Raw genomic sequence first — 15,755 nt, 5'->3', positions numbered from 1 at the left:
GGTTTCGCCGGATTCCTTTTTAACACGGCTGCACTCACTAGCCCCCGCGTCGTTCGTTCCTACCGACCTCACTCGTCGACCGGTTCGGCACACCACTGACAGAAGTCGAACGACGGATCGGTGTCGCGGCCGCAGTGCGGACACGACACCGCGGCCGCCTCGCTATCGCGGTCGACTGCCGGTTCGTCGGAGCGGTCCGCCGGCGCCGCGGCGTCCGCCTTCTCGTTCCATGTCCCCGGCTCTGCCCCCTCCGCCGTCGCGCGTCGGTCGCGGTCGTACTCTCGGTTGTTCCGAAGCGCGAGGACGTACGCGTCGATCACGCTGGCGGCGACGACGAGCACGGCCGGCGCGACGTCGGCGATCGGCGGCGCGTCGCCGGCGATGAGCCGCTCCACCGCCGCGTCGGGAACGATCACGACGAGCGTCGCGGTGACCGCGACGTACCACCCGAGCGCGCGCGCCCAGCGGCGGAGGTACGCGTGTCCGAGCCCGGAGACGACGAGCGCCAACAGGGCGGCGAGCCACGGTCGACGGCGACTGCGGTCTGTCATGGGGAGACGTACGAGCGCCGGGACCGTGTAACTGGCCCTCGCTCGGAGCGTTTATGTGATCGAGACGCCGAATCCGTGTATGTTCGGAGTGCCGACCGGGGAGTTCCTGATCGGGGTCGGATACGCCGTGTTCGGGGTCGGAACGTGGTTCCTCGGGCTCGGGATCGCGTACCTGCTCTACCGCCGGTGGCGCGGCGACGGGCCGCGCGGGAAGTACGACGAGTGAGGTCGGCACGGTCCTCCGCCCGTCCCGTTCCGGTTCGGTCACGCTTTTGAACTCGCTGGACCGAGAGCCGGTATGACAGACACGGCGCTCGTCATCGGCGGCACGCGGTTCATCGGCCGACACACCGTCTCCGACCTGCTCGCGAACGGGTACGCGGTGACGATGTTGAACCGCGGGAACCACGAGAATCCCTTCGCCGACGACGAGCGCGTGACGCACGTCGAGGGCGACCGGACGAACGAGCGCGACCTCCGCACGGCGAAGCTCTCGGCGGAGCCCGACGTCGTGATCGACTGCGTCGCTTACCACCCGAGCGACGTGGCGACTGCGGTCGACGTGTTCGCCGACGTCGACGGCTACGTGTACGTCTCGTCGGGTTCCAGCTACGCCGCCGAGGAGATCCCCAAACGCGAGGGAGAGACGCCGCTGCGTGCCTGCACGCCGGAACAGGCGACCGACGAGAGCATGGAGACGTACGGCAACCGGAAGGCCGAGGGCGACCGGATCGTCTTCGAGGCCGCCGAGGAGGGAGTCAACGCGACGGCCGTGCGCCCCTGCATCGTCTACGGCCCGCACGACTACACCGAGCGGCTCGACTACTGGATCGACCGCGTGTGCTCGCACGACCGGGTGGTCGTCCCCGGCGACGGCCAGAACCTCTGGCACCGGGCGTACGTCGAGGACGTCGCGAGCGCGCTCCGGGTCGTCGCCGAGCGCGGCGAGCCCGGCGCCGCGTACAACGTCGGCGACCGCCGGGCGCTCACGCTCGAGGAGACGCTGGAGGCGATCGCCGAGGCCGCCGGCACCGACTGCGAGGTCGTGCCCGCGAGCCGAGACGCGCTCGCGGCCGGCGGGCTCGAACCCGACGATTTCCCCCTCTACCGGGAGTACCCGCACCTGCTCGACACGTGCGCGCTCGCCGACCTCGGCTGGGAGTCGACCCCCGTCGACGAGGCGATGGCGCGCACCGTCGCCGACCACCGAGAGGCCGAGCGCGACGGGAGCGAGTGGGACCCCGGTCGCGAGGCGGAAGAGCGCGTGTTGGGCGTGAAGGAGACGCTGTAGGACGGGGGATCGTCGCGGGTCGGGCCGAGGCGACCGGGGTGCGCGCGACTCAGTAGGCGGCGTCCCAGCGCGACGGCTTCCGTCGGTTCCCGCAGTCGCCGCACTCCATGCGGTCCATCGTGTCGATGGCGACGTCGGTCCCCTCGCAGTTCCCGCAGAAGTAGCCGTAGCGGCGGTCCCGGTCGGGGTCGGCGTAGGCGACGTAGAAGGGGCCGTCGGAGCCGCGCTCGCTCTCGTCGAAGGCGACGTAGACGGTGTCGCCGGCGTCCGTCTCGACGACTCCCTCCGAGATGCCGGTCAGGCGGCTGATCTGCTTGCGGTACTCGCGCTCGTCGAACGTCTCCTCGCCGATCTCCACGCGACGCTCACCGACGAGCTCGTACCCCTCGCCCTCGTAGAACGCGGTGCCGGCCTCGTTGGCGACGAGCACGCGCGCCTCGATGCGGTCGACGTCCGCTTCCCGGAGCTCCGCCTCGACGCGTTCGAGGAGCGCGGAGCCGATGCCGGACTCGCGGTGGTCCGGGTGGACGTGGAGCCAGTCGATCTCGCCGACCCGCTCGCGACGCCCGACCACGTAGCTCTCGGCGAACCCGACCACGTCGTCGTCGACGACGGCGACCGGACACACGGTCGCCTCGTCGTCGATGTCCGCGACGAGGTCGTCGGGGTCGTACCACTCGTCGACCGCCTCGGCGAGCAGCGCCTCGTCGACCGCGTGGCCGTACGAGGCGAGCAGCGATTCGCGGGCGACTTCCCGGATCGCGTCGACATCGGCTTCGGTGGCGTCGCGGAGTTGCATATCGGTACTGTGCGCGTACGAGTACAAAAAACACGGCCGAACGTGTCAGAACTGCCGCACTGGAATCGACCGGAGACGGCGAGGGAGGATGCGGTGACGGGTGAGAAGAAGGGAGACCGCGTTACGAGATGGAGTACGTCGCCGCGGCCATCAGCAGCATGGTGAGCGCGAGCGCGAGCGCCATCACGTAGGTGAGCGAGCGGTTCTCCCACCGGAGGTGCTGGAAGTAGGCGACGATGAGCAGCGTCTTGACCGTCGCGATCACCAGCGTCCCGCCGAGCGCCTGGGCGTACGTGAAGTTGAGGAACTCGGCCTCGAAGAGAACGAAATTCAGCGTCGCCGCGACCAGGAGCGCGACGTAGATCGCTGTGTACAGTTTGAGCGAGTCGTCCGACATTGCTTGTCTCAGCGTTCGGCCGCGTGCTTAAAGAATTAACCATCCGACCGGGCGCCGGCCGGCCGCCCGGGCGCGACGGCGGACGCCGAGCGGCCCTCAGCCGCCCCCGAAACGCCTTTTGCCTCGACGCGCCGAACTCACGACGATCACGCGCCGAGGCGTCACCGTGAATCCGCTCGAACCGACGGACGATCTGCTCGAATCGCTGTACGTCGTCAACAAGGTCGCCAAGCAGTTCGCCGACGAGGCGACCGCCGCCTACGACCGCGGCGACGTCACCGAGAGCAACGTCCGTTCCGCCCGGAAAGACGCCCTCTATCGGACGAAGACGGCGGTCCTGTCGCGGGTCGTCGCCCACGAGGAGTCGCGCGTCACCGGCGAGTACCACGCCATCAACGGCGACGTCTGGCTGTTCCTCACGGTCGGCGACTGGCGGTTCCACCAGCCGCCGCGCGCCATCGGCGGCGACCTCACGGACGCGGTCGACGTCGCGAACGCGCCCGACGAGCCGATCGACGCCCCCTACGAGCGCGACTCCTCCGTCGAACGCTCGGACCGATCGCTCGAAGACGCGCTCACCGGGCTGGCGGAGGCGGGGGTCAACGCGAACGACCACCTCGCGCGCCCGACCGTGACGAGCGAGCACGACCGCATCGTCGACGTGCGGTGGTCGTTCCTCCCGTGAGTCGGAGTCGGACCCGCAGCTGTCGGTGTCGACGGCGTTCAAAACGTCGGAACCCGCGGAGAAAGCGGACCGGCGTTACTCGACGACTTCGATGGCGCCGAGCATCCCGACTCCCTCGTGAGGCGTGCACTGGTACAGCTGGATCCCGGTGTTGTCGAACGACTGCTCGAAGGTCGTTCCCTCCTCGCTGACCGCGCTTCCGCTCTCGAAGTCGGACTCGGACCCCTCCACGGAGGCGACGTTGTGGGCGCCGCCCTCGCCGGTCCACTCCCAGACGACGGTCGTGCTGGAGCTGATCCGGATCGCCGCGGGATCGAACGCCAGCCCCTCGCCGGCGCCGACGGAGACGGTGACCTGGTCTTGCCCGGTGTAGTCCGCGATGGTGCCCTCGTACAGCCGAGCCTCCGCGAGGTAGTCGTCGATCTCGCTGGGAACGTCGTCGAGGGGCTCCCCGGCGCCGCCCGAGCCGCCGTCGGAACCGTCGGATCCGTCTGAACCGTCTGAACCGTCGGATCCGTCCCCGCCGCCGGAACAGCCGGCGATCGTTCCGAGCGCGAGCGCGGCTCCGGTTCCGGCGACGTACCGCCGTCTACTCAGTCTATCAGACATCACTGGTTGTAGGGGTTCGAGCCTTACAAACCCCTTGACGAAACCCGGATCGGGAGAAGGGTCCGGGGGTCCAAACGTCGGGTTCCGGCGCGGCGGTCCCGACCCCGCGGCGGCGCCTTTATTCGCCGTCGGCGCCGAGGTCGCGACGTATGCGGGAGGACGAACTGGCGACGCGCGTCGTCGACCACTACGCGGCCGCCCACGACGACCCGGAGGTCCGGCTGGAGGAGCCGTACGACGCCGAGGGCCGCCGCGGGGTCGTCGACGTCTACGTCCGCCTGCGGACGCCCGAGCGCGTCGATCACGTGATCGAGCTGAAAGGCGACGCGGCCGTGCGCCGCGCGACGGGAGCGAACGAGGTCCTCCGGCAGTATCGGCGGATGGAGCGGTACTTCCACGCCGACGACCGCCACGCGATCCGGCCGAAGCTGGGGCGAACCGAGCCGGGCGCGCGCTATCTCCTCTGTTTCGCGCCCACACCGACCTGCGTTCACCACGTCGCCACGCACCGGTCGCTGTACGGCTCCGTCGACGTCGCGGCCCGCGTCGACGACGTCCCCGCGGTCCGCACCGTCGCGTTCCTCACAGGCCTCGACGGCGACCCCGCCGACCTGGGGATGGTGTCGGTCAACGGGGACGCCTCGTTCGGCTCCGAGGCGTTCCTCGACGCCGTTCCGCCCGATTCGCGGCTCGCGGAGAGCCTCCGCGGCGTCGACGACGACCTCGTCGAGTTCCCGTGACCCTCGCGGCGGGGGCGACGGCGGCGGGAACGCCGACCGCGGCCCCGCCGACCGAAAGGCGCTTTTCGCCGCGCCGCGACCCACGACCATGATCACGGTCGCGTTGGCGGGGAAGCCGAACGCCGGGAAGTCCACCTTCTACACGGCCGCGACGATGGCCGACGTCGACGTCGCGAACTACCCGTTCACGACGATCGACGCGAACCGCGGGGTCACGCACGTCCGGACCGAGTGCCCCTGCCTCGACCGCGAGGAGCGCTGCGGAACGGAGAACTGCCGCGACGGGAAGCGATACGTTCCGATCGAGCTCCTCGACGTGGCCGGGCTCGTGCCCGGCGCACACGAGGGGAAGGGGCTCGGCAACCGGTTCCTCGACGAGCTGACGAACGCCGACGTCGTGTTGAACGTCGTCGACGCCTCGGGCGCGACGAACGCCGAGGGCGAGCCCGTCGAGGTCGGCTCGCACGACCCCCTCGACGACGTCGACTTCGTCGAGGAGGAGATGGACCTGTGGCTCGCGGGTATCGTCGACCGCAACTGGGAGAGCGTCGAGCGCAAGTCGCGCTCGCCCGACTTCGACTTAGAGGAGTCGGTGACGGACCTGCTGACCGGATTCGGCGCGACCGAGCACGACGTGACGGCGGTCCTCCGCGGGCTGGAGTACCCCGACGATCCGAAGGCGTGGAGCGCCGACGACCGCGAGGCGCTCGCGCGGGCGGTCCGCCGGCGAACCAAGCCGATCGTCGTCGTCGCGAACAAGGTCGACGCCGCGCCCGACGGCGCGCTCGACCGGATCCGCGAGGGGACGGACAAGCCCGTCGTCCCGGCGACCGCCGACGGCGAGCTGGGCCTGCGCCGGGCGGCGGAGGCGGGCGTCGTCGACTACGACCCCGGCGACGACGACTTCGAGATCGTCGGCGACGTCTCGCCGGAGCAGCGCCGCGGGCTCGACGCGATCCGCGACGCCGTGAGCGAACACGGCGGGACCGGGGTCCAGACCGCGCTGAACGCCGCGGTCTACGACCTGCTCGACCGGATCACGGTGTACCCGGTGCAGGACGCCTCGAAGTGGACGGACGGGACGGGGAACGTCCTCCCCGACGCCTTCCTCCTCCCGTCGGGGGCGACGCCGCCGGACCTGGCGTACGCGGTCCACACCGACATCGGCGAGGGGTACCTCCACGCGGTCGATGCGCGCTCCTCCCGGCGGATCGGCGAGGGACACGAGCTGAGCGAGGGCGACGTGGTGAAGATCGTCTCGACCGCGGGGCCGTGAGGGCGGGCGCGACCGGCCGCGGCCTCCCTCGGGGCGCGCGTGAGACCGACAGGCACATGCGGGTCCCCCGAGACGGACGGGTAGATGCTCGGGCTGGAACACGACTTCCGGATCGTCGACACCCGCGCGACGCTCGACCCCGACGAGTCCTCGGTCGCCACGCACGGCCGGGACATCTCCCCCGAGCGGCTGGAGCGCGAGATGCTGCAGGCGGGCGTCGTGCGCGCGGTCGCGAGCCCCGGCCGACGCGCCCCCGGGCGGAGCTACCTCCGGGCGAACAACGCGGTCGCGCGGCTCTCGATCGACCGACCGTTCGTCGCGTTCGCCCGGCTCAACGGTCCGCGAGACCCGGGCGACGGCCCGATCGCGGCGGTCCGGAACCTCCGCGCCGAGCGCGACGACCACCACGCCAGGCCGGACGACGTCGAGCAGTACTCCTACGACGACCGGTTCCACGGGTTCACGCTCGTCCCCCACGTCGACGGCCTCCCGAACGAGGACGTGTTGGGACGGCTGGAGGCGGCCGACCTCCCGCTCATCGTCCACGCGGGCAGGGAGTTCCCGCCCGAGGCGGTCGAGCGCGAGCTGCTCGGCTACGACCTCCCGCTCGTCCTCGCGAGCTTCGGCGGCTACCCCCTCGACGCCGACCTGATGAACGAGACGCTCGACCTGCTCGACGAGCACGACCGGCTCTACGTCGACACGAGCGCCGTGCGCTACCGGGAGGTCCTCGAGCGCGGCGTGTTGGAGCACCCGGACCGCGTCCTCTTCGGCTCCGGCGCGCCCGACGTCCACCCGAACGTCGGCGTGATGGAGGTGCTCACCCTCGACGTCTCGGAGGACCTGATGCGCCGCGTGCTGGCGAAGAACCCCGCCCGGCTGATCCCCGCGCTCGCGGAGGGCGCGGACGCCTGAGGCGGCGACCGCCTCAGGCGGCGGACGCCCGAAACGACGCTCACTTGTCCCGTCGCCACCGACTCGACGAGCATGAGCGACGCCGAGAGCGAGATCGACGACGTCGACCGCGACCCACTCGTCGAGGTCGTCCGCGCGACCGGCCACGAACACGTCACCGCCGAGCACGCGAGCACCTTCGAGCTCACGACCGACGACTGGCTCACGCCCGCCGGCGACTGCATCGTCGGCGTCGCGGCCGATCGCGCGCCCCGCGACTTCTCGACGGCGTTCCGGGAGGCGTGCCGGGACGCGGACGCGGCGATCGCCGCGACGATCGCCGTCGGGGAACCGGACGACGAGGCGGTCGACCTCGCGGACCCCGCGTACGTCGACCGGATCGTCGGGCGCGGGGACCCCGGTCTCGCGCTCCTCGACGAGCGCTCGATGGTCGGGCGGACGAGCGACTACACCGACGACGAGCGCACGATCCTCGTCGACGGCGACGGCGCGGCCGCCGACCTCGACCGCGACCTCGTCGCCGCGCTCGCAGGGGGCGCGCCGGTCGCGCTGCGGCTGGAGGTCGAACCGACGGAGTGAGACGGCGGGCGGGGGGCTTCCCGTCCGCTCCGGCTAGAGCCGACCGGCGGCGTCGATGAGATCGGTGATCGGGAACGGGTCCTCGCGGTCGAACGACGCGAAGACAGCCTCGTAGCGCGCCGAGGGCAACACGAGCACGACGACGTCCTCGAAGAAGAGGGTCTGTGCCTCGAACTCCTCGCCGATGAGCTCCCTGAACTCGTCGCCGGTGACCTGGTTCGCTATGATCAGCCGATACGCGGACTCGAGGTCCCGGTCGGAGTACCGCGATTCGAGCTCCGCTCGAATGTACTCGATCGTAAAATCGAGGGAGCCGAGGGAGGCTATCACGCGCGCCTCGGCGCCGTCGACGCCGCGGAGCGTCTCGACGAGATCGGACACGCCGGCGGATTTTGCTGGTACGTATTAAAAACGCTCGTTCGGGACCGGTCCGCTCTCAGATCGGGAGCTCCGCGTCCGCTCCGACCTCCCGATCGACCTCCTCGGGGGCGCGCCAGTCGGTCGTCCGTTCCAGCAGTTGGACGACCATCCGGCCGGTCACGCCCCAGACGGTGTAGCCGCCGACGTGGAAGAAGTGGACCCGGTGGTCGCCGTACTCCGGGTGGCCGAGGCGGCGCTCCGACTCGTAGTTCGCGGGGTCGGTCAGCCCGCTCACGGGGAGGACCGCGACCTCCGCCACCTCCGACTCGTCGGGGACGTACTCGCGGTCGGGCGCGACGCCGACGAACGGTCGGATCCGGTAGGCGGAGGAGCTCCGCGTGTCGTCGAGCCGTCCGACGACGTCGACCTCGTCGGGCCGCATGCCGACCTCCTCGCGGGCCTCGCGGAGGGCGGTGTCGGTCAGGGTCCGGTCGATCGGTTCGCGGCCGCCGCCCGGGAAGCTCATCTGGCCGGGGTGTTCCCCGAGGTGGGCCGCGCGCTTCGTGAACAGCAGGTGGGCCTCGCCGCCGCGCTCGACGACGGGCGCCAGCACCGCCGCCTCGCGGCGCGCCCGGGTCACTTCCTCGGGCGTGTACCGACGCAGCCCCGACAGGTCCATACCGGCGGTAGGCGCCCGGAAGGGGTTAACGTTTCTCTGCGTTCCTGCGATCTGAAACGAGCGCGGGCGAGGCCGGCGACCGGGGTCCCGTCCGGCGTCGGCCCCGCGCGGCCGCGTCCGAGCGACTCGCGCGGCTTCGGACGTTTTAAGCCCGCGACCGACCCTTCACACGACAATGAGCGACGACGACCAGGAGCTCGGCATCACCGAGTCCAAGTCTCACAACACGGGCGAGTGGTACGCCGAGGTCGTACAGAAGGCGGGGCTGGCCGACTACGGCCCGGAAGGGATGAGCGGGTTCATCGTCACCCGGCCGCGCGCGTACGCCGTCTGGGAGCGCCTGCAGGGGTTCCTCGACGCGAAGTTCAAGGACACCGGCGTTCAGAACGCCTACTTCCCCCTCTTCATCCCCGAGTCGTACCTCGAGCGCGAGAAGGACATCGTCGAGGGGTTCGACCCCGAGGTCGCGTGGGTGACCGAGGCGGGCACGAAGGAGCTCGAAGAGCGGCTCGCGGTCCGGCCCACCTCCGAGTCGATCATCACGCCGTACATCTCCCAGTGGGTGCGGAGCCACCGCGACCTCCCGCTGCGCGTGAACCAGTGGTGCTCGGTCGTGCGCTGGGAGGCGACGGAGACGAAGCCGTTCTTCCGCACGAAAGAGTTCCTCTGGCAGGAGGGCCACACCGCGCACGCGACGAGCGAGGACGCGTGGGCGGAGACGATGACGCGGCTCGACCAGTACGAGTCCGTCTACGAGGACCTGCTGGCGCTGCCCGTCCTGAAGGGGCAGAAGCCCGACCACGACAAGTTCCCCGGTGCGGACACGACGACCACCGTCGAGGCGCTGATGCCCGACGGGAAGTCGGTGCAGGCCGGCACCTCCCACCACCTCGGGCAGTCGTTCGCAGAGGCGTTCGACATCACCTTCTCCGACGAGGACGAGGAGGAGCGGCTCGCGCACACGACCTCGTGGGGGCTCTCGTGGCGCGCGCTCGGCGCGCTGATCATGACCCACTCCGACGAGCAGGGGCTCGTGCTCCCGCCGGGCGTCGCCCCCGAGCAGGTCGTCGTCGTCCCGATCTGGCAGGAGGACACCAAAGACGACGTGCTCGAGTACGCCGAGGGCGTCGCCGACGACCTCGACGAGGCCGGGGTCCGAGTCGAGCTCGACGACCGCGACGAGCGTAATCCCGGCTTCAAGTTCAACGAGCACGAGCTCAACGGGATCCCGCTCCGGATCGAGATCGGCCCCCACGAGGTCGAGGACGGCGAGCTGACGCTCGTCCACCGGCCCGACGGGGAGAGCCTCGTCGAGGAGCGCGAGGGCGTCGCCGAGACCGTCCGCGACCACCTCGACGAGATCTACGCGAAGCTGTACGCGGCCGCCGAGGGGACGCTCGACGGCGAGGTCCGCGAGGCCGACGACCGCGCCGGGATCCTCGGGACGCTCGGCCAGCACGGCGGCTACGTGAAGGCGCCGTGGTGCGGCGACGAGGAGTGCGAGGAGCCGATCAAAGAGCCGATGGCGGCCGAGATCGTGATGGTGCCGTTCGAGGACGACGATCCCCTCGCCGACGGCGACGGCGACGAGGCGTGCGCGATCTGCGGCGAGGACGCGGAACGGACCGCCTACTTCGCGAAGTCGTACTGAGTCGACGTCGACTGCGACGGGGGCGCGCCGGTCGCTGCCACCCCGCCGCAGTACCGCGTTTAATCCGCGTTGATCCGACTTAACGGAGATCGGTTTATATACGGATACGTCGCCTACCGTCTGGTGATGAAACGAGGTATCGCGCTCCTCGTCGTCGTGGTCGCGCTGGTCGGCGTCGCCGGGATCGCCGCGGCCGGCCCCGTCGGGACGGCCGTCGCGCAGGACGACCCGGCTGCGACGAACGAGACGAGCGAGGGCAACGAGACGGCGAACGGGACGGAGATCAGCCCCGGTGAGCGCCTCTCCGGCGTGATCGGAGTCCAGCGGGCCGAGATCGCCGGCGAGGTCGATTCGCGGGCGTTCGAGGTCGGGCTCAACCGGACGGAGACCCCCGAGGAGCGCGCCGACCTGGTCGCGGAGCGGTTGAATCGAACCGAGGAGCGGCTGGCCGAGATCGAGCGACGCCAGCGGGAGCTCCGCGAGCGCCGCGAGGCCGGCGAGCTGACGCGCGGCGAGTTCGCCGCCCGGATGGCCGAGACGGGCGCCCGGGCCGAGACGATCAAACGCGAGGCGAACCGGAGCGCCGACGTCGCTCGCGGGCTGCCCGAGTCGGTCAGGGCGGACCGCGGCCTGAACGAGGAACGCCTCGGCGAGCTCCGCGAGCGGGCGGGCGAGGCGAGCGGCCCGGAGATCGCGGCGATCGCCCGCGGCGTCGCCGGCAACGACGTGGGCGGTCCGCTGGCGTCCGATCGACGCGGACCGCCGGCGGACGCGGGTCCGGGGTCCGGAACCGGCCCGGGAGCCGGTGATGGGGGCGGCGGCGCTCCCGGAGTCGGCGGGAGGCCGGCCGGTGACGGACCGTCCGACCGCGGCGGCGAGGCGGGCGCCGACGGCAACGGAACGAACGCGACCGACGGCTCGACGAACGCGGTCGGGACCCCGACGGACGGTTCGGCGAACCCGAGCGACGGTGCCGGTCAGGGAGGCGACGGCGACCGAGGTGACGGCGCAGACGGGGAGAACGCGACGCCTCCGCGCGACGATCCGTCCCCGCCCGGCGCCGGTGACGACCGCGGCGCCGGTGGCGACTCCGTCCCCGGCGCCAACGCCGCGGGCGCGGTCGACGCCGTCGCGGAGCGCCTCGTCGGACCGCTAACGGGCGGCGTCGACTTCGTCCGGGAAATCGTCGGCGGCGTCGATGGATAGGTCGCCACGGCTCCGACTGCGATACGAGGCGACCGAGACGGACCGAAGCGGTCGCTTCGGACGCTCGCTGAGCCGCTCGATCCGTTCCCGATCTCGCTTCGGAGATGGGAAGCGATTTATCCGTGCCTCGTAACTATCCGTCCGTGCAGCGAACGGTACTCCTTCTCGTCGTCGCGCTCGTCGCCAGCGCCGGCCTCGCGTCGGTCGGGGCCGCCCAGAGCGGTGCGGGCCTCCCTCCCGGGGGGTTCGACCAGATGGACGTCAGCCCGGACGACGTCCTGATCGAGGTCAACGTCGAACCCGACGGCGACGCGGTCTGGGAGACGCAGTACCGGGTCCGCCTCGCGAGCGACGACGAGCGGCAGGCCTTCGAGGAGCTCCGCGCGGACGTGGAGTCGAACCCGGACGCGTACACGAGTCGGTTCGGCGAGCGGATGCGCACGACGGCGACCGCCGCCGAGAACGCGACGGGCCGCGAGATGAACGTCACGAACGTCACGGTGACCGCCGAGCGGCGCGAGCTCCCGCAGTCGTACGGCGTCCTGACGTACCGGTTCGAATGGAGCAACTTCGCGGCGGTCGAGGACGACCGCCTCCTCGTCGGAGACGCCGTCGACGCGCTGTTCCTCGACGAGAGCTCGTCGCTCATCGTCTCGTGGCCCGACGGCTACCGGCTCGGCGAGGCGTCTCCGTCGCCGACGGAGACCCGCGACGACGCCGTCGTCTGGGAGGGTCCGGTCGACTTCACGGAGGGAGAGCCTCGCGTGACCGTCGAGCCGGAGGGGCTCGCGGCCGGACCGCTCCCGCTCGTCGCGCTCGGGGTACTCGCGGTGGCGGTCGTCGCTGCGATCGGTTACCGACGGCGCCCGTGGAGAGCGTTAGACGCGGGCGGGACGACGGCGGCGACGGCGGAGGCGACCGAAGCCGACGCAGCCGCCGGGACCGAAGGGTCGGCGGACGGCGACGGAACGGTCGACGCGGGCGCGACCGAAGCGGGCGCCGTCGCCGCGACAGGTGACTCGGACGCCGAGGACGGTGACTCGGAGACCGACGCGGACGAGGGCGCCGAGGGGACGGCGCCCCCGGTCGACGAGGACCTGTTGAGCAACGAGGAGCAGGTGATCCGTCTCGTCGAGGCGAACGGCGGCCGGATGAAACAGAAGCGGGTCGCCGAGGAGCTGGACTGGACCGCCGCCAAGACGAGCCAGGTCGTGACGGGCCTCCGCGACGAGGGCGACCTCGACGGGTTCCGGCTCGGCCGCGAGAACGTGCTCTCCCTGCCCGGGTACGACGCGGCCGGCGAGGGCGACGCCGCCGGCGACACCGACGAAGACGAGTGACGCGTCGGACCGTCGCTCCCGCACCGGCGCTCCGGCGGGCGGACCGACCCGCTACCGGCGCTCGACCCGCGTCAGAGGTCCCGCGACCGACCGAGGTGTTTGAGGTCGCCGCCGCACTCGCACGTGCCGCCGGAGTCCGTGCGCGCTCCGCATTCGAAACACTCGTACAGTTCCTGTCTCTCGATCTCTGATTGTGGTCGCATATTACGGATTTTGGTGGCGAGTAACATAACCTCGAGCCTATTATTCTTTATAGAATACGGGATCCGATCCCCGAATGGGTAGACGAACGATCAGATTCGAGGCGGAAGCACATTCGGCGTTGACGCCCCGTCTGCGAGCCGATCGCGGATCGCCGCGACCAGTCGGAGCGGTGGGACGAGCGTTCCGGGACCCAGTCATTTTTCACCGGAATCGGCGTACGATCGGTATGGAGATCGGCTTCACCCTCGGGGCGAACGCGCCGACCGGCGTCTTCGCCCTCCACGCCGCGGTCGCCGCGTTCTTCGTGTACGTCGGGGTCGCGAACGCGGCCGCCGGCGAATCGATCGGACTCGCGTTGAACGCGCTCATCGGCGTCATGCTCGTCGCCGCAGGCGTCGCGGTGGCGCGGATCACCGAACGGCGGAGCTGATCAGGAACTGTCCGTGCCGTCCCGACGAGTCGACTCGCCGCTTCGACCGTGGTCTTGCGCGACGCGTCGGTACGCCCGAGCGACGAAGCGTTCGACGAACGGAAGGCCCGTGATCCAGACGAGGGGAGCGAAAAACCGATACTGATCGAGAAGCCTGCGAACCGCCTCGTATCCCTCGTACCGGTCGCCGTCTCTGAACACGAGGACGCCGCGAGACGAATCGACGCCGGTCCGCTGCGTGTGCCGATCAGGAACCTCCGTTCGAGGGCGGAAATCGATCGCGTCCGAGACGTCCAGAATCGCAAACGGGATGAGAGCACGCATACAGGCGCGGCATCGGTCGTCGAATACGACCGTCATCTCTCGGTCCCTGACGAGACGTTCGAATCCGACGTCCCACGCCGCGAACAAGAGCAGAATGAAATACACGTCGACGAAGTGAATCCCGAGCAACACCCGATTAGCGGCGGTGAACGACACCAGCCCCAGTATTATCGGGGTGACACTGAGCTTCGCGAGAACCGCGACGAGGAACCCGAGCTCCAACACGAGTGTTCCGATTCCCCCGGTCCGCATGAGAAGCGGGTACTCCGCGAGGAACTTTAGCGGACCGTCCGGCCGGTACGTGGTAACGATTCGAGCGAGGTTCTCGGCGGTCGCGAATCCGAGGCTCGGATTCAGGATCCCGTCGTGGAACACCTTGTCGAATCCGGCTCCGAAGTAAATGAGCGCGATGACGACGAGTCCCCACTTGAGCGCAGGCATTCTCTGGGAGGCCGTGTCGGATTCGAGATGGCGTCTGAGCGTCTCGAGCGATTCGCGTTTCGTTCTTCGGAGGAAATCGACGGTTAGGACGTTCGACTCGTGGAACAGCCCGAACAGGACCAGAAGGTAGACGCCAATGAAGAGCGATTCCGTCTCCCCGCTGCCGACCTGCGTTGCTCGAACCGTTCCAAGGTGAGCCAGCAGAAATGCACTCACGGCCGCCGTGAATCGAACTCGGTATCCGACAACGAACCCGACGAGGAGACCGATCAGGAGCCACTTTTCGACGGTCAGGATCAGCCCGGGCGCGACCGGCGGAACGGCCCAAGCGAACTCCGGGGTCTGGTAGTAGGGAACCGAAAGAAAGAGCGGCCAGTCGTACATGGCCGTCTTCCAGACGAGCCAGAGACCGAGGATCCCCCGGGCCGTTGCGAGATTTACGGGGGAATCGCGTTCGGAGTCCGCCGCGTAGTTGACGAACATTACTCAATCACCCTCGTCGTGTTATCCGAGCTTCGATTCGGGTAGAGTTCCTTGACCAACTCTTCGGACCGTGAGACGATGGCCGTCCCGTCGGCGGAGGTCTTCGTTCGGACCCGATAGACACGGATACCGACGAACTCGGAGTACTCACTCAGTTCCTCCGCGGTCCACCCGCCGGAACTGTGGGCCGGGAAGCGGTACAGGCGACGGGTGTGGTTCCAGGCGTCGGCCGGTATCGTTCCCCGAGTCGGGTGTCCACGCTCTACCTCCGTGCGATACTGATTTGTCCGACTGAGCAACCACTGAGCAATTTCCTGATTCGTTTCGTTTGAGTCGTTCGAAATCAACCGCTCCGCCGGCAGCGGATAAATACCGTCGTGCGCTAACGTGGCCTTTTCGTCGATTTTGATTTCCTGTCCGCTCGCGTCGACGACACGAATTTCGTAGTCGGTCGACTCCATCGGTTTCGGCTCCGAAAATTTGTGCCAGTTCATCAATGGCGGGATCGTGATCGGCATGACCGTTTGGAACAGCAGAAGGACGACGAGAAAGCCCGCCACGTACGATTCCCTAACGTATCGGCGGTCATTGAATAGAATTGCCAGCGCACTCACGAAAACGAACCCACAAAACACCGATGGGAGGATCAAATCCGCGTACGGACGAAGGAACTCGATTAGCGTTGTGATGGACATCACGACTGATCGACTCATAAATATGTGAGATATGGATGCAGTCATTGTTATCAGCGTTATAATTCGCGTGAAAAAGAGTGATACGAACATGAGTATTTCC

20 protein-coding genes are annotated in these 15,755 nt (G+C 69.3%); 11 read left to right on the top strand and 9 right to left on the bottom strand.

The window, feature by feature from the left end:
* Positions 1–68 precede the first annotated feature (68 nt).
* On the bottom strand, positions 69–551 hold the full coding sequence (locus B4V04_RS03705) for a DUF7575 domain-containing protein (protein ID WP_498229276.1): 483 nt from the start codon (positions 549–551) through the stop codon (positions 69–71).
* A 79-nt stretch (positions 552–630) separates the two neighbouring features.
* Between B4V04_RS03705 and B4V04_RS03700 the strand changes: the two genes are divergently transcribed.
* Positions 631–777, top strand: a complete 147-nt coding sequence (locus B4V04_RS03700) for a hypothetical protein (RefSeq protein ID WP_498229274.1) — start codon at positions 631–633, stop codon at positions 775–777.
* Positions 778–849: 72 nt separating this feature from the next.
* Positions 850–1,842, top strand: coding sequence for an NAD-dependent epimerase/dehydratase family protein (locus B4V04_RS03695; RefSeq protein WP_498229272.1), 993 nt, complete (start codon positions 850–852; stop codon positions 1,840–1,842).
* Between the two features lie 49 nt (positions 1,843–1,891).
* Here B4V04_RS03695 and B4V04_RS03690 read toward each other — a convergent pair whose 3' ends face one another.
* Together B4V04_RS03690 and B4V04_RS03685 are read right to left on the bottom strand one after the other, a co-directional pair.
* Positions 1,892–2,641: a GNAT family N-acetyltransferase gene (locus B4V04_RS03690; RefSeq protein WP_498229270.1), complete on the bottom strand. Its 750-nt coding sequence runs from the start codon at positions 2,639–2,641 to the stop codon at positions 1,892–1,894.
* Positions 2,642–2,762: 121 nt separating this feature from the next.
* Positions 2,763–3,038 (bottom strand): cytochrome C oxidase subunit IV family protein, encoded by a 276-nt coding sequence (locus B4V04_RS03685; RefSeq protein ID WP_498229269.1) that lies wholly within the window; start codon positions 3,036–3,038, stop codon positions 2,763–2,765.
* 166 nt (positions 3,039–3,204) lie between these two features.
* On the opposite strand from B4V04_RS03685, the gene B4V04_RS03680 reads away from it, so the two are divergent.
* The gene (locus tag B4V04_RS03680) at positions 3,205–3,723 is read left to right on the top strand and encodes a hypothetical protein (protein ID WP_498229267.1); all 519 of its coding nucleotides are present in this window, start codon (positions 3,205–3,207) and stop codon (positions 3,721–3,723) included.
* 75 nt (positions 3,724–3,798) lie between these two features.
* Here the strand turns inward: B4V04_RS03680 and B4V04_RS03675 are convergent, their stop codons facing one another.
* Positions 3,799–4,332 (bottom strand): halocyanin domain-containing protein, encoded by a 534-nt coding sequence (locus tag B4V04_RS03675; protein ID WP_498229265.1) that lies wholly within the window; start codon positions 4,330–4,332, stop codon positions 3,799–3,801.
* Positions 4,333–4,481: 149 nt separating this feature from the next.
* On the opposite strand from B4V04_RS03675, the gene B4V04_RS03670 reads away from it, so the two are divergent.
* From B4V04_RS03670 to B4V04_RS03655, 4 genes are all read left to right on the top strand, one after another.
* A complete protein-coding gene (locus tag B4V04_RS03670) occupies positions 4,482–5,072 on the top strand; it encodes a hypothetical protein (RefSeq protein ID WP_498229263.1) in 591 nt (196 codons plus the stop codon).
* 88 nt (positions 5,073–5,160) lie between these two features.
* Positions 5,161–6,348, top strand: coding sequence for a redox-regulated ATPase YchF (locus tag B4V04_RS03665; RefSeq protein WP_498229261.1), 1,188 nt, complete (start codon positions 5,161–5,163; stop codon positions 6,346–6,348).
* Between the two features lie 84 nt (positions 6,349–6,432).
* Positions 6,433–7,263 carry an amidohydrolase family protein gene (locus B4V04_RS03660; RefSeq protein WP_498229260.1) on the top strand — a complete coding sequence of 277 codons (831 nt, stop codon included), beginning with the start codon at positions 6,433–6,435 and terminating at the stop codon, positions 7,261–7,263.
* Between the two features lie 72 nt (positions 7,264–7,335).
* Positions 7,336–7,842 (top strand): DUF371 domain-containing protein, encoded by a 507-nt coding sequence (locus tag B4V04_RS03655; protein ID WP_498229258.1) that lies wholly within the window; start codon positions 7,336–7,338, stop codon positions 7,840–7,842.
* Between the two features lie 33 nt (positions 7,843–7,875).
* Here the strand turns inward: B4V04_RS03655 and B4V04_RS03650 are convergent, their stop codons facing one another.
* Positions 7,876–8,223 (bottom strand): DUF7522 family protein, encoded by a 348-nt coding sequence (locus B4V04_RS03650; RefSeq protein WP_498229256.1) that lies wholly within the window; start codon positions 8,221–8,223, stop codon positions 7,876–7,878.
* Between the two features lie 55 nt (positions 8,224–8,278).
* Positions 8,279–8,881 (bottom strand): NUDIX hydrolase, encoded by a 603-nt coding sequence (locus B4V04_RS03645; protein WP_144799057.1) that lies wholly within the window; start codon positions 8,879–8,881, stop codon positions 8,279–8,281.
* Between the two features lie 175 nt (positions 8,882–9,056).
* Between B4V04_RS03645 and proS the strand changes: the two genes are divergently transcribed.
* The 3 genes from proS (at position 9,057) to B4V04_RS03630 (ending at position 13,078) form a co-directional block, all read left to right on the top strand.
* On the top strand, positions 9,057–10,532 hold the full coding sequence (proS, locus tag B4V04_RS03640) for a proline--tRNA ligase (protein WP_498229254.1): 1,476 nt from the start codon (positions 9,057–9,059) through the stop codon (positions 10,530–10,532).
* Positions 10,533–10,658: 126 nt separating this feature from the next.
* Positions 10,659–11,738, top strand: a complete 1,080-nt coding sequence (locus B4V04_RS03635) for a DUF7096 domain-containing protein (RefSeq protein ID WP_498229252.1) — start codon at positions 10,659–10,661, stop codon at positions 11,736–11,738.
* Between the two features lie 143 nt (positions 11,739–11,881).
* Complete coding sequence (locus tag B4V04_RS03630) at positions 11,882–13,078, top strand: DUF7345 domain-containing protein (RefSeq protein ID WP_498229250.1); 1,197 nt, start codon at positions 11,882–11,884, stop codon at positions 13,076–13,078.
* 71 nt (positions 13,079–13,149) lie between these two features.
* Here the strand turns inward: B4V04_RS03630 and B4V04_RS03625 are convergent, their stop codons facing one another.
* A complete protein-coding gene (locus B4V04_RS03625) occupies positions 13,150–13,281 on the bottom strand; it encodes a rubrerythrin-like domain-containing protein (protein WP_498229248.1) in 132 nt (43 codons plus the stop codon).
* 227 nt (positions 13,282–13,508) lie between these two features.
* On the opposite strand from B4V04_RS03625, the gene B4V04_RS03620 reads away from it, so the two are divergent.
* Positions 13,509–13,712, top strand: coding sequence for a hypothetical protein (locus B4V04_RS03620; RefSeq protein WP_498229246.1), 204 nt, complete (start codon positions 13,509–13,511; stop codon positions 13,710–13,712).
* On the opposite strand, the gene B4V04_RS03615 is transcribed toward B4V04_RS03620, so the two are convergent.
* Both B4V04_RS03615 and B4V04_RS03610 read right to left on the bottom strand, forming a co-directional pair.
* On the bottom strand, positions 13,713–14,960 hold the full coding sequence (locus B4V04_RS03615; protein ID WP_498229244.1) for a DCC1-like thiol-disulfide oxidoreductase family protein: 1,248 nt from the start codon (positions 14,958–14,960) through the stop codon (positions 13,713–13,715).
* A complete protein-coding gene (locus B4V04_RS03610; protein ID WP_498229242.1) occupies positions 14,960–15,655 on the bottom strand; it encodes a hypothetical protein in 696 nt (231 codons plus the stop codon). The genes B4V04_RS03615 and B4V04_RS03610 overlap by 1 nt, the downstream gene beginning before the upstream one ends.
* Between the last annotated feature and the right edge of the window lie 100 nt (positions 15,656–15,755).

The sequence above is a fragment of the Halorubrum sp. B52 genome (assembly GCF_059752555.1).
The sequence above is the reverse complement of the archived record's forward strand: the minus strand, read 5'-3'. Positions and strand labels throughout refer to the sequence as shown.